The sequence below is a fragment of the Streptococcus downei MFe28 genome (assembly GCF_900459175.1).
GTDB lineage: Bacteria > Bacillota > Bacilli > Lactobacillales > Streptococcaceae > Streptococcus > Streptococcus downei.
On sequence record NZ_UHFA01000002.1, the window covers coordinates 1,285,953 to 1,312,927 of the forward strand.

18 protein-coding genes and 1 pseudogene are annotated in these 26,975 nt (G+C 42.1%); 13 read left to right on the forward strand and 6 right to left on the reverse strand.

What is annotated here, in order from left to right; genetic code table 11:
• The first annotated feature begins 10 nt into the window (after positions 1-10).
• The 6 genes from DYE66_RS06115 to nox all read left to right on the forward strand — a co-directional run bounded on the left by DYE66_RS06115 (position 11) and on the right by nox (position 8,780).
• On the forward strand, positions 11-2,407 hold the full coding sequence (locus DYE66_RS06115; RefSeq protein WP_003000243.1) for a glycogen/starch/alpha-glucan phosphorylase: 2,397 nt from the start codon (positions 11-13) through the stop codon (positions 2,405-2,407).
• A gap of 1,308 nt (positions 2,408-3,715) precedes the next feature.
• Positions 3,716-4,867, forward strand: coding sequence for a betaine/proline/choline family ABC transporter ATP-binding protein (locus tag DYE66_RS06120; RefSeq protein ID WP_002960606.1), 1,152 nt, complete (start codon positions 3,716-3,718; stop codon positions 4,865-4,867).
• On the forward strand, positions 4,867-5,505 hold the full coding sequence (locus DYE66_RS06125; protein WP_002998362.1) for an ABC transporter permease: 639 nt from the start codon (positions 4,867-4,869) through the stop codon (positions 5,503-5,505). The genes DYE66_RS06120 and DYE66_RS06125 overlap by 1 nt, the downstream gene beginning before the upstream one ends.
• Positions 5,505-6,440, forward strand: a complete 936-nt coding sequence (locus DYE66_RS06130) for an osmoprotectant ABC transporter substrate-binding protein (RefSeq protein ID WP_002960611.1) — start codon at positions 5,505-5,507, stop codon at positions 6,438-6,440. Before DYE66_RS06125 ends, DYE66_RS06130 begins: the two co-directional genes overlap by 1 nt.
• Complete coding sequence (locus DYE66_RS06135) at positions 6,441-7,106, forward strand: ABC transporter permease (protein WP_002997993.1); 666 nt, start codon at positions 6,441-6,443, stop codon at positions 7,104-7,106.
• Between the two features lie 303 nt (positions 7,107-7,409).
• Positions 7,410-8,780, forward strand: a complete 1,371-nt coding sequence (gene nox, locus DYE66_RS06140; RefSeq protein ID WP_002998194.1) for a H2O-forming NADH oxidase — start codon at positions 7,410-7,412, stop codon at positions 8,778-8,780.
• Between the two features lie 329 nt (positions 8,781-9,109).
• Here nox and DYE66_RS06145 read toward each other — a convergent pair whose 3' ends face one another.
• Positions 9,110-10,099 (reverse strand): L-lactate dehydrogenase, encoded by a 990-nt coding sequence (locus DYE66_RS06145; protein WP_002997908.1) that lies wholly within the window; start codon positions 10,097-10,099, stop codon positions 9,110-9,112.
• Between the two features lie 205 nt (positions 10,100-10,304).
• On the opposite strand from DYE66_RS06145, the gene gyrA reads away from it, so the two are divergent.
• Positions 10,305-12,794: a DNA gyrase subunit A gene (gene gyrA, locus DYE66_RS06150; RefSeq protein ID WP_002998211.1), complete on the forward strand. Its 2,490-nt coding sequence runs from the start codon at positions 10,305-10,307 to the stop codon at positions 12,792-12,794.
• Positions 12,781-13,557, forward strand: a complete 777-nt coding sequence (locus DYE66_RS06155) for a class A sortase (protein WP_002997922.1) — start codon at positions 12,781-12,783, stop codon at positions 13,555-13,557. Before gyrA ends, DYE66_RS06155 begins: the two co-directional genes overlap by 14 nt.
• A 584-nt stretch (positions 13,558-14,141) precedes the next feature.
• On the opposite strand, the gene DYE66_RS06160 is transcribed toward DYE66_RS06155, so the two are convergent.
• The 4 genes from DYE66_RS06160 to DYE66_RS06175 all read right to left on the reverse strand — a co-directional run bounded on the left by DYE66_RS06160 (position 14,142) and on the right by DYE66_RS06175 (position 17,796).
• Entirely contained in the window at positions 14,142-15,860 is a 1,719-nt protein-coding gene (locus tag DYE66_RS06160) for a phospho-sugar mutase (RefSeq protein WP_115325040.1), read from the reverse strand.
• Positions 15,861-16,006: 146 nt separating this feature from the next.
• Positions 16,007-16,579, reverse strand: coding sequence for an ECF transporter S component (locus tag DYE66_RS06165; protein ID WP_002997879.1), 573 nt, complete (start codon positions 16,577-16,579; stop codon positions 16,007-16,009).
• A complete protein-coding gene (gene coaC, locus DYE66_RS06170) occupies positions 16,563-17,117 on the reverse strand; it encodes a phosphopantothenoylcysteine decarboxylase (RefSeq protein ID WP_002997825.1) in 555 nt (184 codons plus the stop codon). Before coaC ends, DYE66_RS06165 begins: the two co-directional genes overlap by 17 nt.
• Positions 17,110-17,796, reverse strand: a complete 687-nt coding sequence (locus DYE66_RS06175) for a phosphopantothenate--cysteine ligase (protein ID WP_002998529.1) — start codon at positions 17,794-17,796, stop codon at positions 17,110-17,112. The genes coaC and DYE66_RS06175 overlap by 8 nt, the downstream gene beginning before the upstream one ends.
• 176 nt (positions 17,797-17,972) lie before the next feature.
• Between DYE66_RS06175 and DYE66_RS06180 the strand changes: the two genes are divergently transcribed.
• The 4 genes and pseudogenes from DYE66_RS06180 (at position 17,973) to DYE66_RS06195 (ending at position 25,382) form a co-directional block, all read left to right on the forward strand.
• Positions 17,973-19,643, forward strand: coding sequence for a formate--tetrahydrofolate ligase (locus DYE66_RS06180; RefSeq protein WP_002997715.1), 1,671 nt, complete (start codon positions 17,973-17,975; stop codon positions 19,641-19,643).
• A gap of 804 nt (positions 19,644-20,447) precedes the next feature.
• On the forward strand, positions 20,448-21,767 hold the full coding sequence (locus DYE66_RS06185) for an FAD-containing oxidoreductase (RefSeq protein ID WP_002997967.1): 1,320 nt from the start codon (positions 20,448-20,450) through the stop codon (positions 21,765-21,767).
• Positions 21,768-22,006: 239 nt separating this feature from the next.
• Complete coding sequence (gene cls / locus DYE66_RS06190; RefSeq protein ID WP_044123761.1) at positions 22,007-23,527, forward strand: cardiolipin synthase; 1,521 nt, start codon at positions 22,007-22,009, stop codon at positions 23,525-23,527.
• Positions 23,528-23,851: 324 nt separating this feature from the next.
• Positions 23,852-25,382: pseudogene (locus DYE66_RS06195) on the forward strand (IS1182 family transposase).
• A gap of 140 nt (positions 25,383-25,522) precedes the next feature.
• Here DYE66_RS06195 and DYE66_RS06200 read toward each other — a convergent pair.
• Positions 25,523-26,257 carry a LysR family transcriptional regulator gene (locus tag DYE66_RS06200; protein WP_002998495.1) on the reverse strand — a complete coding sequence of 245 codons (735 nt, stop codon included), beginning with the start codon at positions 26,255-26,257 and terminating at the stop codon, positions 25,523-25,525.
• Positions 26,258-26,364: 107 nt separating this feature from the next.
• Here DYE66_RS06200 and DYE66_RS06205 point away from each other — a divergent pair, with 107 nt between their 5' ends.
• Positions 26,365-26,889, forward strand: coding sequence for a DUF4865 family protein (locus DYE66_RS06205; RefSeq protein WP_002997856.1), 525 nt, complete (start codon positions 26,365-26,367; stop codon positions 26,887-26,889).
• Positions 26,890-26,975 lie beyond the last annotated feature (86 nt).

The following is a 26,975-nucleotide window of genomic DNA, read 5'->3' on the forward strand; positions in this document are numbered from 1 at the left end:
GCGTTTAACAATGACACTAAGTAAAGACCAATTTATTCGCGACTTTAAAGATACCCTCCATGAAGAGCAGTTGATTAAGGTTTCAGATGCCACACCGACCGAACTCTTTGCAGCCCTGGCTAAGGTCATTCGAAAATATTACACGCCCCTGTGGTTGGAGCGTAATCGTAGTTTGACAGCCAATAAGGAGAAGATTGCCTATTACTTCTCTATTGAGTTTTTGCCAGGACGGATGTTGGAGACCAACTTACTTAATCTTGGTATTTTGGATGTCGTTAAAGAAGGCTTTGCTGAACTAGGTGTTGATTTTGAAAATGTCAAGAATGCCGAACACGATATGGCCCTAGGGAATGGTGGCCTTGGTCGCTTGGCTGCGGCATTTATGGATTCTTTGGCGACAACTGGCTATCCAGGTTTTGGTAATGGTCTTCGTTATCGCTATGGTCTCTTCAAACAAAAGATTATTGATGGTTATCAGGTAGAATTGCCCGATGATTGGTTTGGTAGTCTGGGTAATGTCTGGGAAATTCGCAAGGAGCATGATGCTGTAGATGTCCGCCTGTTTGGTGATGTTTATCTGGAGCAAAATCAAGAAGGAAATCTGGTACCGACCTATCAGAATAGCCAGGTGCTCAGGGCTGTCCCTTATGATGTGCCTCAGATTGGTTTCCAAAATGATACGATTAATAACTTGCGTCTCTGGGATGTCGAAATTCCTGAGGATCAGGAGACTCTCTATCCAAGCCTAGAATCTCGCCGTGCCATTCAGGATATTACGGCCATCCTTTATCCGGATGATTCGACTCTTGAAGGGAAGCAATTGCGCCTGATTCAAGAGTATTTCATGACTAGTGCAGGCTTGCAAACCATCATTAAACACTATCTCAAGCAAGGCACGCCTCTGGAAGACATTTATAAGAAGGTTTCTGTCCATATCAATGATACCCACCCTGCGGTCGCGCCTGCCGAGTTTATGCGGCTCTTGGTTGATGACTATGGTCTAGAATGGGATGCCGCCTGGAAGGCGACGGTTAATACCATGAGCTACACCAACCATACCATTATGTCGGAAGCCCTAGAAAAATGGGATGCTGAGCTCTTTAAGAAGGTTCTGCCTCGGGTGTATCAAATCATCTTGGAGATTGATAACCGTTTTGTAGCTGAGTTAGGTAAGGCTGGTTACGATGCTCACCTTGTTAACAACACCCGCATTGTTAAAGATGACCAAATTCACATGGCCAATCTGGCTATTATTGGTGGCCACTCTGTGAATGGGGTTGCTAAATTGCATACGGAGCTCCTAAAAGAAGATACCCTGAGGAGTTTCTATAAGCTCTATCCAGAAAAGTTCAATAATAAGACCAATGGGATTGTCCCTCGTCGCTGGACCCAGATTGCAGCACCAGAGTTATCTAGTGCTATTGACCAGTTTATCGGAGACGACTGGCGGAGTCATATCCACTCCTTGGGTGGTCTTGAGACCTACCTAGATGATCAACAAGCCCTCGAAACTTTCTATCAAGTTAAGAAGGATGCCAAGGAGCGTCTGGCTAATTATATTAAGGAAACAACTGGTTTCCAAGTATCAACAGATGCTATCTTCGATGTTCAGGTCAAACGACTTCATGCCTATAAACGCCAACTTCTCAATCTTCTTCATATCATCAAACTTTATCTGGATTTAAAAGACAATCCAGACAAGGATATGGTTCCTCGTGTCTTTATTTTCGGGGCTAAGGCGGCACCGGGTTACCATTTTGCCAAGTCTGTTATTAAGGTTATCAATGAACTGGCCAACCTCATCAATAATGATGACAGTTTGCAAGGCAAGCTCCATCTTTTCTTCCTGGAAAACTATAATGTTAGCCTGGCTGAATTGATTATTCCAGCAGCCGATGTCTCTGAGCAGATTTCTCTGGCTTCCAAGGAAGCTTCGGGGACCTCAAATATGAAGTTCATGATGACAGGAGCCATTACTCTAGCGACTCTTGACGGGGCTAATATTGAAATTAAGGATGAAGTAGGGGATGACAATATCGTCATCTTTGGTATGGATAAGGATGCCGTCTATGACCATTATCGCCTGAATGATTATCATTCACGTGACCTCTATGAAAATGATCCAATCATCCACCGAGTAATTGACAGTTTTGTTAATGGCACCATTCCAAACATTCAAAGTGAAGGTATGGAAATCTATGAAGCCTTGATTCAACACAATGACGAATACTTCCTGCTGGAAGACTTCCATTCTTACGTTAAGGCTCAAGAGAAGATTGGTCGTCTCTATCGTGATAAGAAGAAGTGGGCTCGGATTAGTTTGACAAATATTGCCAAGTCCCACAAGTTTACTGCCGATGATACCATCGAACAATACGCCAAAGAAATTTGGGAACTAAAAAAGTAGTGGGTTGAAAAGCTTAGCATTTGAAGAGTTGGAGACAATGGTGATGACAAGATTGTCATTTTTACGGTCTTATTTCTGTACGGTTGATTTTGCCACTTTTCCTAACAATGTAAGCTACACAGTGGGTGATAAGAGAATATAGTTGAGAGAATCGGATGGATTCTCTCTTTTTTAGTGTTCAGGGCAGGCAGTATCTTGATTTCAAAAGTGCCAAAGTTTTTTGAAATCTGTATTTACAAACCATTTATACTTAACCAAATTCAAAATTTGATAGTTTCTAACGTAGCAAGTTTATCAGTGATTTTTAATCACTGATACGCTACGGTAAGCACTAGGGAGACTTACCTAACTGCCTGACTCTTCCATTTTCAAATAGAGCATCGTTTTTGAAAACACCATGGCGTTAGTCGTGCGGACGCAAGAACAAACTGTTTGGAGAAGGGGTTGTTAAATCCAAAGGCGTTTCATGGCGACACGAAGTTAGGACAGTCAATTTTACTGGCCTAATTGAGTTAGTGAGGGAGCTAGCCCACCGTTATAGAGATTGGCATTAGGGAGTCAGACAGAAAAAGCTTTGACAGTCGTCAAAACCTTCATGGTCCCTCACTTTCCAATTTCAAGGTGTCGGGCTAAAATAGTCCACCGGACTATTTGATTACCCCGGCAAGGGCGACTAGCTTGTTTCGCTGCACCTTGAAGTGGTGTCAAGACAGCAGTCAACTACTGCGACATTTGCTGCTTTAGTAGCTGATGTCTTTGCTCCCTTGCTGATGATGAGCCCCTTAATAGGGGATCGAAAATTCCGTGATTAGCAACCGCACAGTGATTGCTAATCGTATCCCTACGGCGAAACTATCACTTCAAGCTTACTTTCGTTCGCTCCCCCTCTAAAATGTCTAGCAAACTGGTAATTATAGACTATCTGATTTTTGAATAATATTACAATTCGAACCAATCCTGACGGCTATCTTCTCGAATACTTTGAAGCTTCAAGTAAAAGATGATTGACCGTCCTTACTATAATTTTATGGTGGCGTTTAAAGTTTTACTCCTACAGCGTCTTCATAATCTTTCAGACGATAGGATAGCAGCTATTATATTGTTTGTCTTTATCAATTTCGTGGGACTTTTACACGGTTAGCAAATCATATAGAAGTTTACATAACAGAAAGATATAGAAGCAGTGTATCGTTTGTATTACAAAGATGATACATTTTTTTAATGATGACATTTTGACGCAATGAAGAAATGTTAATATAAAATATATGCATATTGCAAGTTTTCAATTTTCAAGCATGAGGAGGAGCTATGGACAATACACCTATTATTGAGTTTCAAAATGTTAGTAAAGTCTACAGTGGAAATACAGCTGTAGATAATGTCAGTCTAAAAGTTATGCCGGGTGATTTTATCTGCTTTATTGGTACAAGTGGTTCAGGGAAGACGACCTTGATGAGAATGATTAACCGTATGTTAAGACCCACTAATGGAACTATCTTCTTTAAAGGAGAAGACATTAGCCACTTCAATCCCGTTGAATTAAGACGCAAGATTGGTTATGTCATTCAAAACATTGGCCTCATGCCTCATATGACAATCTACGAAAATATTACACTGGTCCCCAAACTTTTAAAGTGGTCCGAAAAAGCTAAAAGGGCTAAAGCTAAAGAACTTCTTGAACTGGTAGAGTTGCCTGAAGAATTTTTAGAACGCTATCCGTCTGAATTGTCTGGAGGGCAGCAGCAGCGTATCGGGGTAATCAGGGCCCTTGCTGCTGATCAGGATATTATTTTAATGGATGAACCTTTTGGTGCTCTTGATCCGATTACTCGTGAAGGGATTCAGGATTTAGTGAAATCGCTTCAGGAAAAAATGGGGAAAACAATTGTCCTAGTGACGCACGATATGGATGAAGCCTTAAAATTGGCTACCAGAATAGTTGTCATGAATGAAGGGAAAATGATCCAAAAAGATACTCCAACTGGCTTATTGCGTCATCCAGCTACATCATTTGTCGAGAAAATGATTGGTGAGGAGCGACTGATGCATGCTCAAGCAGATATCACTCCTGTTAAATCCGTGATGCTAAAAAATCCTGTTTCTATTACACCTGATAAGACATTTGCTGAAGCAATTGCATTGATGAGGCGAAAGCGTGTAGACTCACTATTGGTCACTGAAGATGACAAGTTGGTGGGGTGGATTGATATTGAAACATTAGGGCAGCATTATCAGAAAAACTTACTTATTTCCGATGTCATTTCTACAATCAATTTTTATGTTAAGGAAGATGATCTTCTTCGTGATACGGCTGAGAAAATCTTGAAACGTGGACATGATTACGCTCCGGTTGTTGATTCAGAAAATCATTTAAAAGGGATTGTCACACGATCATCTCTGGTAGATATGCTGTATGACATTATTTGGGGAACTCAGGAAGAAGAGACGGAGGTGGAATGATGAATGACTTTTTTGCGCAGTACGGTCATCAATTACTGGTGAAAACTTGGGAGCAGATTTATATTTCTGCCTTAGCGCTTGCCTTTGGGATTCTTATTGCCATTCCCTTAGGAACAGTTCTGACACGATTTCCGAAAACAGCCAAAATAGTTATCGGTATCACTGGAATGTTGCAAACAATTCCTAGCTTAGCACTTTTGGCTATGATGATTCCTCTTTTTGGAGTCGGAAAAGCTCCTGCTGTTGCCGCTTTATTTATCTATTCTTTATTACCTATTTTGAGAAACACCTATGTCGGCCTTCAGAATGTTGATCCTAGTTTGACGGACAGTGCCAAAGGAATGGGGATGGCTCCGCTTCAATCTATCCTTCAAGTTGAATTGCCCTTGGCTATGCCGGTTATCATGACAGGGATTAGACTGTCAGCGATTTATGTTATTGCTTGGGCAACTTTGGCTTCTTATATAGGTGCTGGAGGTTTAGGAGATTTGATTTTCAGCGGTTTAAATCTCTTTCAGCCTAAACTGATTATTGGTGGGACACTACCAGTTATCCTATTATCTCTTGTTTCAGATTATTTATTGGGATTGTTAGAGAAATATATTGTTCCCAGACAAGAAAGGAAGGCATTGCAGTGATGAAAAGAAAAAAGACGTTTTGGCGACTGATTGGCCTAGTCCTTATCATCTTAGTTCCTTTGCTGTCTTTTGTTGGCTACAAGACAATGAGAAAATCTCAAGGGGTTGATATAAAAATAACCTCTATGACATCAACGGAATCTAGTATCATGGCTAATATGATTTCTGAGTTAATTAATCATGAATTAGGCTATCAGACTACCCTGATTACAAACTTGGGTTCTGCCAATGTTCAGCATCAAGCTCTCTTGAGAGGAGATGCAGATATCGCTTCTATACGCTATACAGGGACAGATTTAACAGGAACTTTATCATTGCCGGCGGAAAAGGATCCGCAAAAAGCTTCTAGGACGGTCAAAAAAGAGTTTCAAAAGCGATTTGATCAAACTTGGTTCCCGACTTATGGTTTTTCTGATACCTATGCCTTTATGGTAACATCGGATTACGCAAAAAAATATAATCTCCAGACTGTTTCTGATTTAAAAAAAGTTCAATCAAGTGCAAAAGTAGGAGTGGACAGCACTTGGATGAACCGTGAGGGCGATGGCTACCGTGATTTTGCTAAAGCCTATGGTTTTAATTTTAAAAGCATCTATCCTATGCAAATTGGTCTGGTTTATGACGCAGTGGAAAGCGATAAAATGCAGACAGTTCTGGGGTATTCAACTGATGGGCGCATTTCTAGCTATGACTTAACGATATTGGAGGATGATAAACGTTTCTTCCCTCCTTATGAAGCTTCAATGGTTGTTAACAATAATCTCTTGAGAAAATACCCCAAGTTAAAGAAGGTCTTACACCGTCTAGATGGCAAGATTAACTTGAAAATGATGCAGCAATTAAACTATCAGGTAGATGATAAATTATTGGAACCTTCTGTTGTGGCCCATAACTTTTTAAGGGAACATAATTATTTTAGGGAGGCAGGTGATTAAATGAAAGATATGACTATGTGGGAGCAGTTTTTCTATTATTTCAGTCACAATGGCGATTACGTCTTTACTCAATTTATTAGACATTTTCTAATTTCCATATATGGTGTCCTGTTAGCAGCAATTGTCGGTATTCCTTTGGGAATTTTGATCGCACGAAGAAGCAGATTAAGAAGTGTTGTTATGGGAATAGCCAATGTTCTGCAGACCATTCCGTCCTTGGCTATGATTTCAATTCTTATGTTGGGATTGGGCTTGGGTATGAAAACCGTTGTTGCAACTGTATTCTTATACTCTTTACTGCCTATCATTGGCAATACTTATTCTGGCATCAGGAGTGTTAACGATGATCTCGTTGATGCAGCGAGAGGTATGGGAATGACAAAGTTACAAAGATTATTCATGGTAGAAATCCCATTATCGCTTTCCGTTATTATGGCAGGTATCCGAAATGCACTGGTTATTGCAGTAGGCATAACTGCTATTGGTGCCTTTGTAGGCGGTGGCGGTTTGGGAGATATTATTGTTCGAGGAACAAATGCCACAAATGGCGGAGCGATCATTTTAGCAGGGTCTTTGCCAACGGCTTTGATGGCTGTCGTTTCAGATTTAGCTTTGGGATTTATTCAAAGATTGTTAGAACCTAAAGGAGCTTCTGTCCATACTTAGCTGGATAAACAGCTCTTGGCTTGCTTCTTGGCGTTGTCTCTCTATTGTAACTTGTAGTAGGGAAGCCTGTGAAATAGGGGAAGGGAAGGGTTATTTGGTTTATACCTGTCTGGATTAGTCCAGTTGTAAAAGATTGGGGAAGCAAGTCGTAAAAATATCGGATGGCATTAACTTATTTATCTATAAGATCTATTTTTTAAACTTTTTTCATTACTTTGTGTAAGGCTTTGAGCAAATATTTTGTAATCGTTTGCACTTTGTGATAGACTCCAAGTGTAACACTAATAGAAAGTTGGATAAGCTATGTCAAAAGTTGTTGTTGTCGGAACCAATCATGCTGGTACAGCAGCTGTTAAAACGATTCTGAGTCATTATGGTTCTGAAAATGAAGTTGTTACTTTTGATCAGAACTCAAATATTTCATTCTTGGGCTGCGGTATGGCCCTGTGGATTGGTAACCAAATCTCAACTGGTGATGGTCTATTTTATTCAAGCAAGGAAGAACTCGAAAGCCTTGGTGCTAAGGTTTATATGAATTCACCTGTGACTCATATTGACTATGACAAAAAGGTTGTCACTGCCATTGTTGATGGCAAGGAACGTCAGGAGTCCTATGATAAATTGATTTTGGCTACTGGGTCTCAGCCTATTCTTCCTCCTATCAAAGGGGCTGCTATTAAAGAGGGCTCAAGAGAGTTTGAATCAACTCTGGATAATCTTCAATTTATAAAGCTTTATCAAAATGCTAAGGATGTTATTGAAAGACTTAAAGATAAAAATATCAATCGCGTAGCTGTTGTGGGAGCTGGTTATATAGGGGTTGAATTAGCTGAAGCCTTCCAACGTAAAGGGAAAGAGGTTGTCCTTATTGATGTAGCTGATACCTGTATGGCAGGCTATTATGATAAGGATCTAACAGACTTGATGTCTAGAAATCTTTCAGATCATGGTATTGAATTAGCCTTTGGCCAAACAGTTAAGGAAATTTCCGGTCAGAGTAAGGTTGAAAAAATTATTACTGATAAGGCCGAATTTGATGTGGATATGGTTCTTATGGCAGTTGGTTTTCGGCCTAATACAGCCTTGGGTGAAGGCAAACTCAAAACTTTTCGCAATGGGGCCTGGATTGTTGACAAGAAACAAGAGACCAATATAAAAGATGTCTATGCTATCGGTGATTGTTCGACTATCTATGATAATGCTACTGGAGAGACGAATTATATTGCTTTGGCCTCTAACGCTCTTCGGACCGGTATTGTTGCAGCTCATAATGCCGCTGGTCATGAATTAGAAGGAATTGGGGTACAGGGTTCTAATGGCATTTCTATTTATGGACTTAATATGGTTTCGACAGGATTGACTTTGGAAAAAGCACGGCGCTTGGGCTTTAATGCCGATGTGACAGAAATTACCGATTTGCAAAAACCTGAATTTATGGAGACACAGAATGAGCCTGTAACACTTAAGGTTGTCTATGATAAGGACAATCGTCGAGTTCTGGGAGCTCAGATGGCATCTAAAGAAAATATCTCTATGGGAATTCACATGTTTTCCTTGGCTATTCAAGAAGGTGTTACTATTGATAGATTAGCCTTGATGGATATCTTTTTCCTGCCTCATTTTAATAAACCCTACAATTACATTACCATGGCAGCTCTTGGAGCAGAGAAATAAAAAGTACAAAAGCAGCTAATAAATATGTTAGCTGCTTTTGGGAGTTTGCTCTTTCCTTAATAGAACCGAGAGGATGAAATGGAAGTAAAGCATTAATACTCAATGAAATCCCCTTTATCAGTGATTTTAATCACTGATAAACTACGGTAATCGGTAGGGCGAAACCATTAGATCAAGCTCACTTCGTTCGCTATTTCTCTAAAATGTCAAGCAAACTGGTAATTATGAAATTCTCTGATTTAAGGGGGATGAGTTTCTGTGAGAAACGAAAAGAGGCTGGGACAGCCATCATGGATGTCCCAGCCTCTTTTAACTAGTTTATCGGTGGCTTAGTTTTTAGAAGCAGCTTGGAATTCAGGGTTCCTGAAGGCTTCGTCAATGATTCCCTTCAATTCAGTTGCAGAAGCCTGCATCTTTTGCAATTCCGCATCATTCAAAGGAATGTTAACAGGACGAACAATACCATGAGCACCGACAATGGCAGGTTGACCGATGTAGCAATCTGTCACGCCTTCGTATTGACCTTCTTGGAATACTGACAATGGCAGAACAGCATTTTCATCATCCAAGATTGCCTTAGTGATACGAGCAAGGGCAGCAGCGATACCATAGAAGGTAGCACCCTTCTTGTTGATGATGGTGTAAGCAGCGTCACGAACACCTTCAAACAAGCTAACCAATTCGTCACCTTGGAGACCTTGGTTTTCTTCCAAGTATTGTTCAAGGTTAACACCAGCTACGTTAGCGTGTGACCAAACAGCAAATTCTGAGTCACCGTGTTCACCCATGATGTAGGCGTGGACAGAACGAGCATCGACATCAAGTTTTTCAGCCAGGGCTTGACGGAAACGAGCTGAGTCCAGAGAAGTACCGGAACCGATAACACGTTCTTTAGGGAAGCCTGAGAATTTCCAAGTAGCGTAAGTCAAGACATCAACTGGGTTAGCCGCAACCAAGAAGATACCATTGAAGCCAGATTTAATAACTTCAGTGACGATTGATTTGTTGATGGCAAGGTTTTTACCAACCAAGTCCAAACGAGTTTCACCTGGTTTTTGAGGAGCACCAGCAGTGATAACAACGAGGTCAGCATCCGCACAGTCTTCGTATTTAGCAGCATAAATCTTCTTAGGAGAAGTGAATGCAAGGGCGTGGCTGAGGTCAAGAGCATCACCGACAGCCTTTTCAAATAATTGTGGGATTTCAATAATACCAAGTTCTTGAGCAATACCTTGGTTAACAAGTGAGAATGCGTAAGATGAACCTACGGCACCGTCACCAACGAGGATGACTTTTTTATGTTGTTTAGTTGCAGTCATGTCTAAACATCTCCTTAATTTTTTTAGGCCTAAGCCCATACAGTATTATCTTACCACCTTTTGATAGAATTGTCACTAATAAATCAAGGGAAAAGCAAGATTTGCAAATCAATGAAAGCTTGGTTTCACGGGCGAAAATGCTGAAATAATCCCCTTGATATGCTATAATAGTAAGGTATATTTAAACAAGAAAGAGATAGATTTAATGCAAGACAGAAATCTCGTAAATGTGAATCTGACTAGTGAAATGAAGACCAGCTTCATTGACTATGCCATGAGTGTCATTGTCGCTCGGGCCCTACCAGACGTCAGAGACGGTCTCAAACCAGTTCACCGTCGTATTCTCTATGGTATGAATGAATTGGGGGTAACGCCAGACAAGCCTCACAAGAAGTCGGCGCGGATTACAGGGGATGTCATGGGTAAGTATCACCCCCATGGTGACTCCTCAATCTACGAAGCCATGGTTCGGATGGCTCAATGGTGGTCCTACCGTCATATGCTAGTTGATGGTCACGGAAATTTTGGTTCCATGGACGGTGATGGGGCAGCGGCACAACGTTATACCGAAGCCCGCATGTCCAAGATTGCCTTGGACATGCTACGGGACATCAATAAAAATACGGTTGACTTCCAAGATAACTACGATGGTAGCGAGAAGGAACCTTTGGTACTCCCATCTCGTTTCCCCAATCTTTTGGTTAATGGGGCGACTGGGATTGCTGTTGGGATGGCGACCAACATCCCCCCTCATAATCTAGGTGAGGCCATTGATGCTGTCAAACTGGTGATGGATAAGCCAGAGGCAACCACCAAGGAAATCATGGAAGTTATGCCTGGGCCAGATTTTCCAACTGGTGCTCTAGTCATGGGGAAATCAGGTATTCACCGTGCTTATGAAACGGGGAAGGGCTCCATCGTTCTACGTTCCAGAACCGAGATTGAAACAACCAAGTCTGGTCGTGAACGCATTGTTGTGACGGAATTCCCATATGGGGTTAATAAGACTAAGGTTCATGAGCATATTGTTCGCCTAGCTCAAGAGAAGCGGGTAGAAGGTATTACTGCAGTTCGAGATGAGTCCAGTCGAGAAGGTGTGCGCTTCATCATTGAAGTCCGTCGAGATGCCTCAGCCAATGTCATTCTCAACAATCTTTTTAAACTGACTAGCCTGCAGACCAACTTTAGCTTCAATATGTTGGCCATTGAAAAAGGTGTGCCCAAGATTTTGTCCTTGCGACAAATCATTGATAATTATATCGAGCACCAAAAAGAAGTTATCGTTCGTCGGACGCGTTTTGACAAGGAAAAGGCAGAAGCACGAGCTCATATTTTAGAGGGCTTGCTGATTGCCTTGGATCACTTGGACGAAGTCATTGCCATTATTCGTGGTAGTCAGACCGATGCTGAGGCTCAGGCTCAACTCATGTCTCGTTTCGACCTGTCAGAACGCCAAAGTCAGGCCATTTTGGATATGCGTCTGCGCCGTCTGACTGGTTTGGAACGCGACAAGATTCAAAATGAATACAATGATCTACTTGCCCTGATTGCTGACTTAGCCGATATTCTAGCTAAGCCAGAACGGGTTGTGACCATCATCAAGGATGAGATGGATGAGATTAAGCGTAAATATGCTGACCCTCGTCGGACTGAGCTCATGGTCGGGGAAGTTCTCTCCCTGGAGGATGAGGATTTAATCGAAGAAGAAAATGTCTTAATTACCCTTTCCAATAAAGGTTACATCAAGCGTTTGGCTCAAGATGAATTTCGTTCTCAAAAGCGGGGTGGTCGTGGTGTCCAAGGTACTGGGGTCAACGATGATGACTTTGTCAGGGATTTGGTTTCGACCAGCACCCACGATGTGGTCCTCTTCTTTACCAATCAAGGTCGGGTTTACCGTCTCAAAGGTTATGAGATTCCTGAGTATGGCCGGACGGCCAAGGGACTGCCAGTTGTCAATCTCCTTAAGTTAACAGATGGGGAAACCATTCAAACCATCATCAGTCTCAACCAAAATGAGATTGATGAAAAATCTCTCTTCTTTACGACTAGACAGGGTCTGGTTAAAAGGACCAGCATTTCAGAATTCACCAATATTCGTCAAAATGGATTGCGGGCCCTCAACCTCAAGGACGGCGACGAGCTCATTAATGTGCTCTTAACGACTGGCCAAGATGAAATTATCATCGGTACCCATTTCGGATACTCCGTGCGCTTCAAGGAAGAAGTGGTTCGTAATATGGGCCGTGGTGCGACAGGGGTCAAGGGGATTACCTTGCGTGACGCTGACCAGGTTGTTGGCGCGTCTGTCATTAGAGATGACCAGGAAGTTCTTGTCATCACCGAAAAGGGCTATGGTAAACGGACCCTAGCCAGCGAGTACCCAACCAAGGGGCGTGGTGGTAAAGGTATCAAGACTGCCAATATCACTGATAAAAATGGCTCTTTGGCTGGATTGGTGACAGTTGATGGCCATGAGGATATTATGATTATGACCGACACCGGCGTCATTATCAGGACTGGTGTTTCTAACATTTCGCAAACAGGACGTTCAACCATGGGGGTTAAGGTTATGCGCTTGGATGAAAATGCCAAGATTGTGACCTTCGCGCTAATTGAGCCTGAGCCTGAAGCAGATGAGGAAGCTGAAGCAAATGAAGAAGAGAAGGGACAAGGGGTAAATGAAGAGAACTAGCTCTCGAAATTCTAAAGGGCGAAAGGAAAAGGAGTCTTCAAAAAAGAAGCACCACTGGTTGCGGACCATTCTTGTCCTATTCTTGATGGTAGTCGGCTTGGCTCTGGTTTTTAACCGCTCAATCCGTAATTCAGTTATTGCTTGGAATACGAATAAATATCAGGTTTCTAAGGTTGATAAAAAGACCTTGACGAAAAATAAAAAGGCCAAGGTCAATTACGATTTTGACTCGGTCAAGTCCATATCAGCCCAATCCGTTATCAGTTCCCAGATGGATGCGCAAGACCTACCCGTTATCGGAGGTATTGCCATTCCAGACTTGGAGCTTAACCTGCCGATTTTTAAAGGCCTAGGTAATACGGAGCTTTCCTATGGGGCGGGCACTATGAAGGAGAGCCAGGTCATGGGTGGCGAGAACAATTATGCCTTGGCTAGTCACCATGTCTTTGGTGTCAACGGTGCTTCCAAGATGCTCTTCTCCCCTCTAGAGAATGCTAAGAATGGGATGGAAATCTATCTGACCGACAAGAATAAGGTCTACACCTATATCATTTCCGAAGTTAAGACAGTAGAGCCATCTGATGTCGCCGTTATTAATGATACTCCTGGGGCAAAAAATCTAACCCTAGTGACCTGTGATGATGCAGAAGCGACTAATCGGATTATTGTTTCTGCCAACTATAAGGAAGAGGTTTCTTACGACAAGGCTTCGCAAAAGATGATTGAGGCCTTTAATCGGTCCTACAATCAATTATCCTTATAAATTTTCCTTATGTAATAGTTGCCTCAGTTTCTTCTTGCAAATTCATTGAAAAAATCAGCTCCTCATTTTTGGGAGCTGATTTTTTTCGGTGGGCCTTTGGTCCTGGCTGGTAATAGCGACTTATACTCTTCAAAAATCAAAACTATCCATCGTTAACTCACTTTGCCGTACTTACTGAGGAAAGCGAAGCTTTCCCTATTTCCAACCTCAAAAGGTCTACCATACCTTTTGAGCTACCTTCAGTTCGTGCGATGCGGAGCAAAGTTGGTCGATTTCACCAACTTTGTGAGGTTAGTAAGGGAGCTAGGCAATCGCTATAGTGATTGCCGTTAGCTATCAAGCCGCTAAAGTGGCTGATAGCTTTGCTCCTTGCCTTGGCTATCTTTGATTTTTATTGAGTATTACAGTCGCAGAACAAGGGGCTGGGCAAAAAGTCCTGAATTAACAAAATCGCATGAAATCTTTCGTTTAAAAACGCTGATTTCATGCGATTTCTTATTTTTAAAATCTGAGAAAATTAGTGAGATTTTGAGTTTTTGCCCAGCTCCATGATTTCTAATCAAGGTCTAGTCTAGAGTAGAAGTCTATTTGATGAAGTCCTTGATTTGGGCTTCGATAGCTGTAATCTTATCCTTTGCTTGACTTTCAGAATCACCAACTGTAGCGATATAGAACTTGATTTTTGGCTCGGTTCCAGATGGGCGAACGGCAATCCAAGAATCATCGCTCAGGTGATACTTAAGGACGTTACTTGGTGGAGTGGTCAATTTTTCAACCCTACCATCTTGGCTAGTAGCTGTCAATTCTAAGAAATCTTCAGTCTTAACAATAGGCGTATTGTTGAAGTCTTTAGGACCATTGTTGCGGAACTTGTCCATAATCTTCTTAATTTCAGAAGCTCCATCAACCCCTGATAGGGTAACAGAAATGGTCTTTTCAGCATAGTAGCCGTATTCTTTGTAGATTTCAGCGATACCATCAGCCAGCGTCATACCTCGGGAGCGGTAATAGGCAGCGATTTCGGCAACAATCAGAACGGCTTGAACAGCATCCTTGTCCCGAACGAATGGTTTAATCAGGTAGCCAAAGCTTTCTTCAAAACCAAAGAGATAGGTGTGGTTGTCTGTGTCTTCAAATTCTTGAATCTTTTCTGCGATGAATTTGAAACCAGTCAGGACGTTAAACATGGTTGCCCCGTAACTTTGAGCAATCTTGGTCACTAACTCTGTAGAAACGATGGATTTACATAGGGCTGCATTACTAGGCAGAGTGCCTGCTGTCTTGTGGGCTTCCAAGATATACTTGGCAATAAGAGCGCCGATTTGGTTACCTGAGAGGTTGAGATAAGAGCCATCGGGTTGGCGGATTTCTACACCGAGACGGTCAGCATCGGGGTCAGTTGCTACCAAAACATCAGCATCCACTTGCCGTCCCAATTTTTCTGAGAGGGCAAAGGCTGATTGGTTTTCTGGGTTTGGTGACTTAACGGTTGAAAAGTCAGGATCTGCAACGGCTTGGGCTTCAACAACTTGGACAGAGTCAAAGCCAGCTTGAGCCAAGGCGCGGCGGGCAAGCATTTCCCCAGTACCGTGAAGTGGCGTGTAGACAATCTTCATGTCCTTACCATAGTCATCAATCAATTTTTGGTTGATATTGACACCCTTAACTTCCTTGAGGTATTCCTTATCGACATCTTCGCCGACAACAGTAATCAGTCCAGATGCCTTGGCTTGATCTAGGTCAGCCAATTGGATGGCAAAAGGATTGTCAATGGCACGAATGAAGTCGGTCAGGGCATCGGCATCATGGGGTGGCATTTGTCCCCCATCTTCCCCATAAACCTTGTAACCATTAAATTGTTTAGGATTGTGGCTGGCAGTCACCATGATACCAGCAAAGGCCCCCAGATGACGAACGGCAAAGGAAAGTTCTGGTGTAGGCCGCAGACTTTCAAAAACATAAGACTTAATGCCGTGTTGAGCTAGGACTTGAGCTGATTCAAAGGCGAATTCAGAAGAGAAGTGGCGGGAGTCATAGGCAATGGCTACGCCACGATCTTTGGTTGCTTGATCCTTGGTTTCAAAAAGTTTTGCCAAACCTTCGGTGGCCTGACGAACTACATAGATATTAATCCGATTGGTACCAGCTCCGATAACCCCCCGCATACCGGCGGTTCCGAATTCAAGATTAGTATAAAAAGCATCTTCCTTGGATGCCTCATCCATTTGAACGAGCTCGTCATGGAGATAGTCAGGAAGATCCTTATAATTGAGCCATTGTTGATAGTTTTCTGTATAAGTCATAGTTGCCTCCTCTATATTTTAACCGCTTTCATTATACCATATCATTAAGGCGGCTTCAAGGTTAGACAGCGAAGCCTAGGGTCAAAAAAGAGCCCCTAATCCTTGATGTAGAGGCTCTTTTAGCTTATAAAATCTTTTTATCAGACCTAGCTTTTGATCCTTTCCAAAACAGGAATCAGAGCTAGAATGACAATACCAGAAATAATCATTTCAGCGATAGCATTATTGGTGAAGACCAGAGCTAGAAGGTGCTGGACATTTCCGGTATAGACTCCAGAAAAAAGAAGATAGATACCTAAGAATACAAAAATTGTATTGGTTAGTGAGCCGACGACTCCAGAGAGGGCCAGACCTGCTTTATTATGCATGAGTTTGTAGATGAAATAAGGGAAAACTCCAATCAGGATTCTTGGAATCAGGGCAATGATGAGGGAACGCCAAGAACCATTAGGAGCAAATGGCGAGAAGAGGTAACTGGTTGGTAGGAGGACAAGGGAATTTCTGATTACGCTCATGAGGCCCATAAAAGCTCCTAGACCAGCTCCAATTTTAGGGCCATAGATGATGGAAGCCACAATAACAGGAATCATGGTCAGAGTTGGTTTTATAGGGAGCACAACGGCTGAAAAAATCATCTGACTGACAAATTCAACAACGACCATGGTCGCTAAAAGTAGGGCAATCTGTGCGACCTGACGGGACTTATTTCTGCGATTCATTTAGGGTCTCCTCAATAGTTTTGATGATGGTAGGTAAATCTGCTAAAGCGCCTCGACCGACATCTCCACAGGCCAATTTACCGGAGCGAGGTTCAATTTCTTTATAACCAACTTCTTTTAAGGTCATTAAATTTCGCTGGGTTAGGGGATTGTCATACATCTTAGTATTCATGGCTAGTGCCAGTAATTTAGGCGTGTCGCTTGGCAGGGCCAGAGCTGTTGCAGTTACAAGGTTGTCCGCCATACCGTGGGCTAACTTGGCAATCGTATTGGCAGAAGCAGGTGCGACAATAAAGAGGTCAGCCTCCTTAGCCAAATCAATATGATTGATACGTCCTGGTTGGTCCTCGGTCATAAGATCCAGATAAACAGGATTTTTTGAGAGAACTTGCAAGGTTAAGGGGGTGATAAATTCACTAGCCGCCTGGGACATGATAACCTGGATATTATAGCCTAACTTTTTTAACTGGTTGCTTAAGTCCGCGGCCTTGTAAGCAGAGATGGAACCGGTGACGGCCAGCAAAATGGTTTTAGTCATGCTTGCTAATCCTTTCATATATTTTTTGGGCAATTTCTTGCTTGGTTCGGGCAGGTTCCTGAGTATTCTCGTCAACTAGGTAGCCCAGATGTTGGTCTTCATTTATATCAAGCAAATCATTGGCGACAATTAACTCGGCTTGGTTTCTCTTGAGGCTACTTCTAGCAACCTCCCAAAGTTCTTCCTTGGGAACATCGACTAAGAGTTTAAAGCCAATGAGACGAATATCGGGATTCCACTCTTTAACTAAACTGATAATTTTTGGGTTTTTCTTGAGAAAGAGAACCTGATTATCAGCGGCTGAGGAAATCTTTGTCTCAGAATTTTTCTTATTGAGAAGTTGGGAAAAGTCCTTGGTCGTCTGAAGTTCAGCTAGGTCAGTCATATAGACTGGCCTGTAGTCAGAAACCGCCATCGAATGGATGAGGACTTGATGGCTCTTGACCAAGGGTTCTAAAGTCTCCTGCAGGCTGGCAACGTCGCTGACCAGCTTAATATTTAGGCCAGCTTGAGCATCCGGTTTGACAGCTGATTTGGTGGTCACCAAGGTAACCTGGTGGCCATTTTTCAAGAATAGCTCAGCCATAATCTTACCTAAGTTTCCTGAAGCGTGGTTGGTAATTGAGCGAACCTGGTCAATTTTTTCGGACGTTCCGCCCGATGTAATTAGGATTTTCATAGGAAAATTATACTAAAAAGTCCTTTCTTAGTAAATGATTTGCTAGGAAGGAATGATGATTTAGTCAGTAGACGGCAGGTCTCAAATCCGAACGATATAAAATAAACAAAAGGAAACGTGCGCATTTCTATAATCTTTGTTATAATGGGATTATTCTATTTTAAATGAGGTATTCCATGAAGACTGATATTGAAATTGCACAGGAAGTTGAGCTCCAACCCATCAGCCAAATTGCTCAAAAAGTAGGTATCCAAGCCGAGGATTTGGAACTCTATGGCAACTACAAGGCTAAGATTTCCCTTGATAAAATCAAATCCAGTAAGGCCAATGAGCCTGGTAAGTTAATCTTAGTCACGGCTATCAATCCGACACCAGCTGGCGAAGGCAAGTCAACCGTCACTATCGGTTTGGCAGATGCCCTCAATCAATTGGGTAAGAAGACTATGATTGCCCTGCGGGAACCTTCACTTGGGCCTGTCATGGGTATTAAGGGGGGAGCAGCAGGGGGTGGCTATGCCCAAGTTCTACCTATGGAAGATATCAACCTCCATTTTACGGGAGACATGCACGCCATCACCACCGCTAATAATGCCCTATCAGCCCTGATTGATAATCATCTCCATCAAGGTAATGAGCTAGGCATTGATCAACGTCGGATTATCTGGAAGCGGGTCCTTGATCTCAATGACCGGGCTTTGCGGCATGTGACCATTGGTCTGGGTAGCCCTGTCAATGGGATTCCTCGCGAAGATGGCTTTGACATCACCGTTGCTTCAGAAATTATGGCGATTCTCTGTCTGGCAACAGATCTCAAGGACCTTAAGGAACGTCTGGCTTCAATTGTTATTGGCTATCACTATGATAGAAGTCCCGTTTATGTGCGTGACCTCAAGGTTGAAGGTGCCCTGACTCTAATTCTCAAGGATGCCATTAAGCCAAATTTGGTTCAGACTATCTACGGTACGCCGGCCCTGGTTCATGGTGGTCCTTTCGCTAATATTGCCCACGGCTGTAATTCTGTCCTAGCGACGACAACGGCCCTTGGTTTGGCTGAGTATGCGGTTACCGAGGCTGGATTCGGAGCGGATCTGGGAGCAGAGAAATTCCTTGACATCAAGACCCCAAGTCTGCCCAAGGCACCGGATGCAGTAGTTATTGTAGCAACCTTGCGGGCCCTCAAGATGCACGGTGGGGTTGCCAAGTCAGACCTGACTGAAGAAAATGTTCAGGCAGTCAAGGACGGCTTTGCCAACCTCAAACGCCATGTGGAAAACGTTCGGAAATTTGGTCTTCCCGCTATCGTGGCTATCAATGAGTTTGTCTCAGATACACCAGCAGAAATTCAAGCCCTCAAGGAACTCTGTGCTGACATTGATGTGCCAGTTGAACTAGCAAGTGTCTGGGCCCATGGAGCCGACGGTGGTCAAGACCTAGCTAAAAGCTTGGTCAACTTGGTTGAAGGTCAAGATAGCCATTATACTCGTCTCTATGATAATGAAGCAAGTTTGGAAGATAAGATTAGGACCATTGTCACAGGAATTTACGGTGGTAAGGGTGTCGAGTTTGCAGCCAAAGCCAAGACGCAAATCAAGCAGTTCCAGGCCAATGGCTGGGATAAGCTACCGGTCTGCATGGCCAAGACCCAGTATTCTTTTTCAGACAACCAAAACTTGCTGGGGGCTCCAGAAGATTTCACCATTACCATCCGTGAATTAGTTCCTAAGACAGGGGCTGGCTTCATCGTTGCCCTGACTGGCAATGTCATGACCATGCCTGGCCTGCCCAAGCAACCAGCTGCTCTCAAGATGGATGTTGCTGAAGACGGTACGGCTCTTGGATTGTTCTAATCTTCAAAAATGCGTTATACTACATCATCACTTAAAAAGCCAACTTTGATTGGCTTTTTATAATGCTATGAAATTATGCCTGAGTATCTTCTGTTCTGGTTTATCCCACGCAGCTATGCAGGAAAGAAGTCTAATATCCAATGAGCACACTTTGCTGACTTTAGCCTAGTTATCCAAGCACTGTTTATGCTCTTTCGGCTCGGCGATACTGAATAAAGTTGGTCGATTTCACTAACATTGTGAAGGTAGTAAGGGAGCTAGGGAGTGAGACAATCGTGATTTCGTCAAATCGATTTTACTCACTCTCTTATTTTTTAGATTCGATAAGAAATAGTCTATTCCCAGACTATTTCTTTCTCACCCCCGCATAGTTGATTAGGATGACCGCTATCACTGGTTTAACAAGGGAGATAAGGACCTTACCGCCGTTTCACTGGCATGTGAGTGACTAAACACTGAAGTATCAAGTCACTCATTACAAATCGACCACTGGGTCAAAGTGGTTGATGTTGAAAAAGTAATGAAGTGAGGACTTTTGTCCCAGCCTCGTTAGAGCACTGCCACTTTAGTGGTTGCGGTCTTTGCTCCATCCTGTTTTTGATTTTCATCGAGTATAATACCGAAATGGGAAAATGAAATTCCCGACAAGATTGATGAATGGGCAACACCTAAAAAGCTATTGATACAGGTAGAGGAGTGCTAGTTATCATTATCCATTGGCCAGAGAAGTGGCTTCATAGCAATTAATTGACGCAACTATTGATCCTTTGATACAATTGGAACATCAATAAAAAGGGGATTCTTATGGAACTATATGATATTATTGTTATCGGTTTTGGCAAGGCTGGAAAAACTTTCGCAGCAAAATCTGCAGCGCAGGGTAAAAAGGTGGCCATGATTGAGAAAGATGCTAATATGTACGGTGGAACTTGTATAAATGTTGGCTGTATTCCTACAAAAGTCTTGATACATTCAGCCGAAACTGGTCATAACTTTTCAGAAGCAATGGCCGAGCGTAAAAAAGTAACGGAGCGCCTGCGTGCTAAAAACTTTGCTATGCTAGACAAGGCTCCAACGGCTGATGTATACAATGCTACTGCCAGATTTGTTTCCAATAAAGTAGTTGAAATTACTTCGAACGGTGAGAGCAAACAGTTATCAGCCCAAGTTATTATCATCAATACTGGTGCAGTTTCAAATAGATTGCCAATCCTTGGATTGAAAGACAGCAAGCATGTCTACGATAGCACAGAGATTCAAAATTTGGAGCAACAGCCAAAACGTCTGGGCATTATTGGCGGTGGTAATATTGGTTTAGAATTTGCTAGTCTCTACGCAAAACTCGGTTCAGAGGTGACTGTCTTTGATCCTATGTCTCGGATTTTTGTACGTGAAGAAGAGGAAATCTCCTTACTTGCCAAAGAATACATGGAAGAAGCAGGGGTGGCTTTTGAGCTTAACTCTAATATCTCTCGAATATCTAATAAGGATGACTCTGTTATTATCACCACACAGAATGGCGATTATTCGTTTGATGCAGTACTTCATGCGACTGGACGGCGAGCAAATACAGATAGTCTTGGTCTTGAAAATACTGACATTGCACTTACTGACCGCGGTGCTATAAAGGTAGATGATTTTTGTCAAACCAGCGTTGAAAATATCTTTGCCGTTGGTGATGTTAATGGCGGTCTTCAATTTACCTATGTCTCATTAGATGACTTCCGTATTGTCTGGAATTACCTTAATGGCGATCGATCTTATTCTGCAGCTAATCGCCACCATGTTCCAAACACGACATTTATCAATCCGCCGCTGGCGCGTGTAGGAATTGATGAAGCAACTGCCAAGAAACAGGGTCTCAATTACAAGGCCAATAGCCTACCGGTTGCTGGTATGCCAAGAGGACATGTCAATGGAGACTTACGCGGTATTTTTAAGGTGGTTATTGATGTAGACAGTCAGCAGATTTTAGGGGCAACTCTCTTTGGTCAAGAGGCGCATGAACTGATTAATCTCATTACTTTGGCTATGGATAATGGTATTCCTTATACTTACTTTCAACAGCAAATTTTTACACATCCGACCATGGCTGAGAATCTTAATGATGTTTTTAATTTTTAAAAAAGATGAGTTTGAAACAAAGCTAGTTTCAGCTCAAAAAATAGAGGTTCACTTTTGGGTGAGTCTCTATTTTTAGTTTTGAGCCATTTTTTTATTGAGGGAAAAAATATTTTTCTCCGTCTTTTTTTGTCTCGATTCTATGTTATAATTAGGAGCATATATTTAACCTGAGAGGGGAGATTATCATAGACGAAGAAGGAAAAACAACTAGACTCCTTAAAAGAGGGCGTCGAAGCTTACTGAGAGGGATTTTTAGCCGGACGACTGTTATTGTTTTGCTTTTAATTTTGCAAATTTATGTAATTGCAGCCGGTTACATTTGGTTCCAACAATACCAAATTCATATTCAAGTGGCTGGCTTAATTATCGCCAGTGCTTCGGTCCTCTATTTGATTAACAGTGACATGGATAGTACGGCCAAGTTGACTTGGATGTTGGTAGTCTTGCCCATGCCTATCCTGGGTGGACTTTTCTTGCTCTACACCAAGATTGACTGGGGCTACAATGGCATGAAGCGGCAAATTATGGGCAATGTCGAAAAAACGTCACCTTTACTCCATCAAAATGATTCGGTCTTAGCAGAATTGAAGACTTCCCACAGCACAGCCTTTAATTTGGCCAAGTACCTCAGCTTTGGCGATAATCATTTTCCGGTCTATAAGAATAGTCAGGTTACCTATTTTCCATCTGGCGAAGCCAAGTTTGCCGAGCTTAAAAAGCAATTGCGTCAGGCCAAACACTATATTTTTATGGAATACTTCATCATTGATGAAGGCATGATGTGGGGAGAAATTCTCTCTATCTTGGAAGAAAAGGTAGCAGAAGGGCTTGAGGTTCGGGTCATGTATGATGGTATGATTGAGATGACAACCTTGAGTTTTGATTACAGCAAACGGCTGGAAAGATTGGGGATTAAGTCCAAGGCTTTCGCACCTCTGTCCCCCTTCCTATCAACCTATTATAACTATCGGGACCACCGTAAGATTGTGGTCATTGATGGTGAGGTGGCCTTTACTGGTGGTGTTAATCTGGCGGATGAATACATCAACGAGATTGAACGCTTTGGTCATTGGAAGGATACGGCCATCATGGTGCGTGGCCGGGCGGTCGATACCTTCTTGATTCTCTTCATGCAAATGTGGGGGACTATTAAGGATGAGCACAAGGAAGTTCAAGCCTACCTGAGTCACCATGAAAACAAATTGACAACTGACGGCTTTGTTATTCCTTACGGGGATTCTCCCTTGGATAATGAAAAGGTCGGAGAGAACGTCTACATTGATATTCTTAATCACGCCCGTGATTATGTCCATATCATGACCCCTTATTTGATTTTGGATAGTGAAATGGAGCACGCTCTCAGGTTTGCGGCTGAGCGGGGCGTGGATGTGAGAATCATTATGCCAGGAATTCCTGATAAGCAAGTTCCTTACTTCTTGGCCAAGACCTATTACAGACCTCTCTTGGCATCTGGTGTCAAGATTTACGAATACAGTCCTGGCTTTGTTCATGCCAAGGTCTTTGTGGCTGATGATAGTCGGGCCGTTGTCGGTACTATCAATTTGGATTATCGCAGTCTTTATCACCATTTTGAATGTGCCACTTATCTCTATCATTCTTCGGAAATTCCTAAGATTGAGCGGGATTTCCAGGCGACCCTTGAAGAATGCCGTCAGGTTACTCCAGAAACCCTCAAGAAATTGCCTTTCTCAGAAAAAGCAATTGGAGCAGTAGTAAAGGCCGTCGCTCCTTTGCTTTAAATCTGATTATATGTTAGAATGATTGCATGCGATGAGTCGATTTGGTCTTTAAGACCATTTTCGCTGGGAGGTCATTAACGCAGGAGCGGACCTTGATAGTCTGTGTGAACCTTTCTATCACACTTTATAAGTGCCCTTGAGCCTAGGTGGAAACCTAGGCTTTTTAACATAGCTTCAAGAAAATTTTCTTCGTAAAAAAGAGGTTGGGACAAAACTATCCCTAAGCCAACGAAAAAGCAACGGTTTTGATGCCGTTGCTTTTTGCTTGACATAGGTAGTCTTGATAAAATATCGTTGACAAAAAAATAATAGAAAGGCTACCTCATGTACAGTCACTATAACACAAATCAAACGACTCTGCCACTAGAATTAAGCGCATTCTTACCCCACAACCATCTCGTTTTTACGATTGAAAAGGTGGTCAATAAACTAGATGATAATGCCCTTCTAAACTTTTATCATGAGGTTGGGCGGCCTTCTTACCCTCCCCAATTACTCCTAGCAGCCCTTTTATTTGCTTATTCTCAAGGGATCTTTTCCGGACGAAAGATAGAAAAAATGATGGTGGAAAATCTTGCCATGCAATACTTAACAGGTCAGCTGGTGATTTCTTATCGGACAATCAATCGTTTTCGTGTGGCTCCTGGGATGGAGGAGCTGATTCGTAATCTCTTTATTGACCTCAACCTTCAGTTGAAAATGGAGGAATTAGTGTCCTTAGAGTGTTTGTTTATTGACGGGACTAAGATTGAGGCTAACGCTAACAAGTACAGTTTTGTTTGGCGGAAGGCTGTTGATAAATTTTCTGCCAAACTTCAAGCGACTCTAAAAACCTATTTTCAAGAGGAAATTAATCCTTTGATTCAAGAGGCCATTGTCTTTCTTAGATGACCAAGAGCCTGTAACTTCTGAACAATTGACAGAGTTTTCTCAAATCCTTGAGGAAGAATTGAAATCAGTTAACCAAGCCATCGAAGAAAATCCTGTCAAAGGAAAGGATGAGCGTCAAACAAAGCGTCGGAAACTCAAGAAAGTCCTTCGAAAGGTAAGGGATGATTTTTCAGCCCGTGCACAAAAGTATGAGACCTATCAAGCCACTTTCACTGGTCGCAATAGTTTTTCAAAGACAGATACAGACGCCACTTTTATGCGGATGAAAGACGACCACATGAGAAATGGTCAACTGAAGGCTGGCTACAATCTCCAAATCGCTACTGAGAATCAATTTGTTCTCCACTATGATAGCTTCCTAAATCCGACAGACACCAAGACCCTCTTACCATTTTTAGACTCCTATCCCCATGACGCCAAGACTATTGTCGCAGGTGCTGGTTATGGTAGTGAAGAGAACCTACTAACTCTTGACCAAGAGGAAATTAATCACTTGATTAAGTATGGCAGGTTTGATAAGGAACAAAAGAGGACCTACAGAAAGTCTGACAAGAATCTAGCCAATTGGCACTATAATGAAAAAGAGGATAGCTACACCCATCCAAAGGGTTGGAAATAGGTGTTTCATCATCTCAAACACCAGAAAACGCAAACAGGTTTTGAACAAGAGATTAAGGTCTACCAGGCTGAGGAGCCTGAATTAGCTCCTCAAAAGGGGCTTTACATCAATGAACGGTACCAATACTTAAAGCAAAAAGAAGCTCAAGCGCTTTTATCTCCTGAGGGCAGTCAAGTTTTCGCACAACGCAAGGTTGATGTGGAGCCTGTCTTTGGGCAGATAAAGGCTTGTTTGGGTTACAAAAGGTGTAATCTGCGGGGGAAACGGCAGGTCAAGATTGACATGGGATTGGCCCTTATGGCCAATAATCTCATCAAATATAACAGGAGAAGCAACCGAACCTAAAAAATAGAGGGTCACCAACAAGCGATCCTCTGTTTTTATGGGGGCAAATGGGTTTTGTCCCAAGCTCTAGTTTTATTGTTTGACAACGATTTATAGATATTGATGAGGACGGTCAGACATACTGTTATTCATCTCTTGATTTAAAGTTTTTCGTAAAAATAAAAAGGGATTCCAATTATCTGGTCATTGAAACGCTTAAAATTCTTTGTCTGCCCCATCCATTCAGGAAGTAGAGCGAAACCACTCCCTTGCTCGACTAAGTTCATAATATTTTTAAAAGAGTCCAGTTCGATAATTTGTTTTGAGCTTGGATAGTCAATCAAAGATTTTTTCCTAAATGGACAGGACTTATCCTTACTGACAATCAGGGGTAATTCCTCTTGAGATCCTGGTTCTTCCAAGGATAGATAGGAGGCTACAATTTTATTTGATTGAACTCTATAATTTGTTAAATTAGTTAGGGCTTGATAGCAGAAAATTTTATCAAATTCTTTTTCTCGCAGTCTAGTAAAAATATCGGAACTCTTGCAAATATCAATATCATCATTGCCTATGTCCACTCTTTTTTTATAGTGAATATCCCAGTCCAGTAGAAGCTCTGAAATCAGCACAGATTTTTTGGTTGGATGCATATTGGCTTGAAGAGCCTTCAAATTCGTGAGTGTTGCTGTAGCAAATCGATAAAATTCTCGACCATTTACTGTTGGCACGACACCGGTATACTTTCTTGAAAAAAGTTGTACGCCCATTTCCCTCTCGATAGCTTGTAGTCTGGCACTGATATTGGATTGCGCATATCCCAAGGCTTTAGCGCTTTGATTTAAAGAACCAGTCTCATAAATATTGATAAATATACTTAAGTCATTAAGATTCATGCGCCACCTCTTATCACTTTTTTTGATAAGTATATCATAAATTGGTACTATGCAAAATTCTTTCCAGAGGTTACTATGGGGATATCAAATTTTTAGGAGGACAACTGATGCAAGCGATGCAATATCACATCACTCTGCCATCTGATTATGATATGGTGATTATCAGGCAAAGGGTGGGTCAAACCGGCCATCTAATGGATGGCTTTCCCGGCCTGCTCTTTAAAGCTTTTTTAATCGGCGAAAAGGCACAAGGTGAGCAGCACAATAGTTACTGTCCCCTCTATGTCTGGCAAGATGATAAGGGGATGACTGATTTTATCTTTAATGGCTATTTCGACAATATCCTAAGAGACTTTGGTTGGCGACCTATCGAAATTGGTGTAACCGCCTCAGTCGTTTTAAAAGAAAATTTTGAAGCCAGCAAATTTGTAACTTTAGAAGTTATTGACATAGCGTCCACAGAAAGTTTAGAGTCTTTTCCCCTTCATGAAAAAATCCAAGAAGAGGAGTTAGGAAAAGTCATTAGTTACAATCCCGATAAGTGGAAAAAGAACATTTTCACTTTCTATGCTGACAAACCTCAGAAACAAGAAAATATACAACTATTTGAAATCTTACATATTTCAAGATGAAGATATTAAACTCGTAATAGATAAAGGAAAAATGATGATTCATTTCTTATGTATGCCATTCCGTAATGTGTAAAATAAAAATAGGA

Coding starts and splice junctions, on each gene's coding strand:
- DYE66_RS06125 (WP_002998362.1), top strand. CDS start 4,867: ATGAATGACTTTTTTGCGCAGTACGGTCATCAATTACTGGTGAAAACT.
- DYE66_RS06185 (WP_002997967.1), top strand. CDS start 20,448: ATGGAACTATATGATATTATTGTTATCGGTTTTGGCAAGGCTGGAAAA.
- coaC (WP_002997825.1), bottom strand. CDS start 17,117: ATGACTAAAACCATTTTGCTGGCCGTCACCGGTTCCATCTCTGCTTAC.
- nox (WP_002998194.1), top strand. CDS start 7,410: ATGTCAAAAGTTGTTGTTGTCGGAACCAATCATGCTGGTACAGCAGCT.
- DYE66_RS06175 (WP_002998529.1), bottom strand. CDS start 17,796: ATGAAAATCCTAATTACATCGGGCGGAACGTCCGAAAAAATTGACCAG.
- DYE66_RS06160 (WP_115325040.1), bottom strand. CDS start 15,860: ATGACTTATACAGAAAACTATCAACAATGGCTCAATTATAAGGATCTT.
- gyrA (WP_002998211.1), top strand. CDS start 10,305: ATGCAAGACAGAAATCTCGTAAATGTGAATCTGACTAGTGAAATGAAG.
- DYE66_RS06115 (WP_003000243.1), top strand. CDS start 11: ATGACACTAAGTAAAGACCAATTTATTCGCGACTTTAAAGATACCCTC.
- DYE66_RS06205 (WP_002997856.1), top strand. CDS start 26,365: ATGCAAGCGATGCAATATCACATCACTCTGCCATCTGATTATGATATG.
- DYE66_RS06145 (WP_002997908.1), bottom strand. CDS start 10,099: ATGACTGCAACTAAACAACATAAAAAAGTCATCCTCGTTGGTGACGGT.
- DYE66_RS06200 (WP_002998495.1), bottom strand. CDS start 26,257: ATGAATCTTAATGACTTAAGTATATTTATCAATATTTATGAGACTGGT.
- DYE66_RS06165 (WP_002997879.1), bottom strand. CDS start 16,579: ATGAATCGCAGAAATAAGTCCCGTCAGGTCGCACAGATTGCCCTACTT.
- DYE66_RS06180 (WP_002997715.1), top strand. CDS start 17,973: ATGAAGACTGATATTGAAATTGCACAGGAAGTTGAGCTCCAACCCATC.
- DYE66_RS06155 (WP_002997922.1), top strand. CDS start 12,781: ATGAAGAGAACTAGCTCTCGAAATTCTAAAGGGCGAAAGGAAAAGGAG.
- DYE66_RS06120 (WP_002960606.1), top strand. CDS start 3,716: ATGGACAATACACCTATTATTGAGTTTCAAAATGTTAGTAAAGTCTAC.
- DYE66_RS06135 (WP_002997993.1), top strand. CDS start 6,441: ATGAAAGATATGACTATGTGGGAGCAGTTTTTCTATTATTTCAGTCAC.
- DYE66_RS06130 (WP_002960611.1), top strand. CDS start 5,505: ATGAAAAGAAAAAAGACGTTTTGGCGACTGATTGGCCTAGTCCTTATC.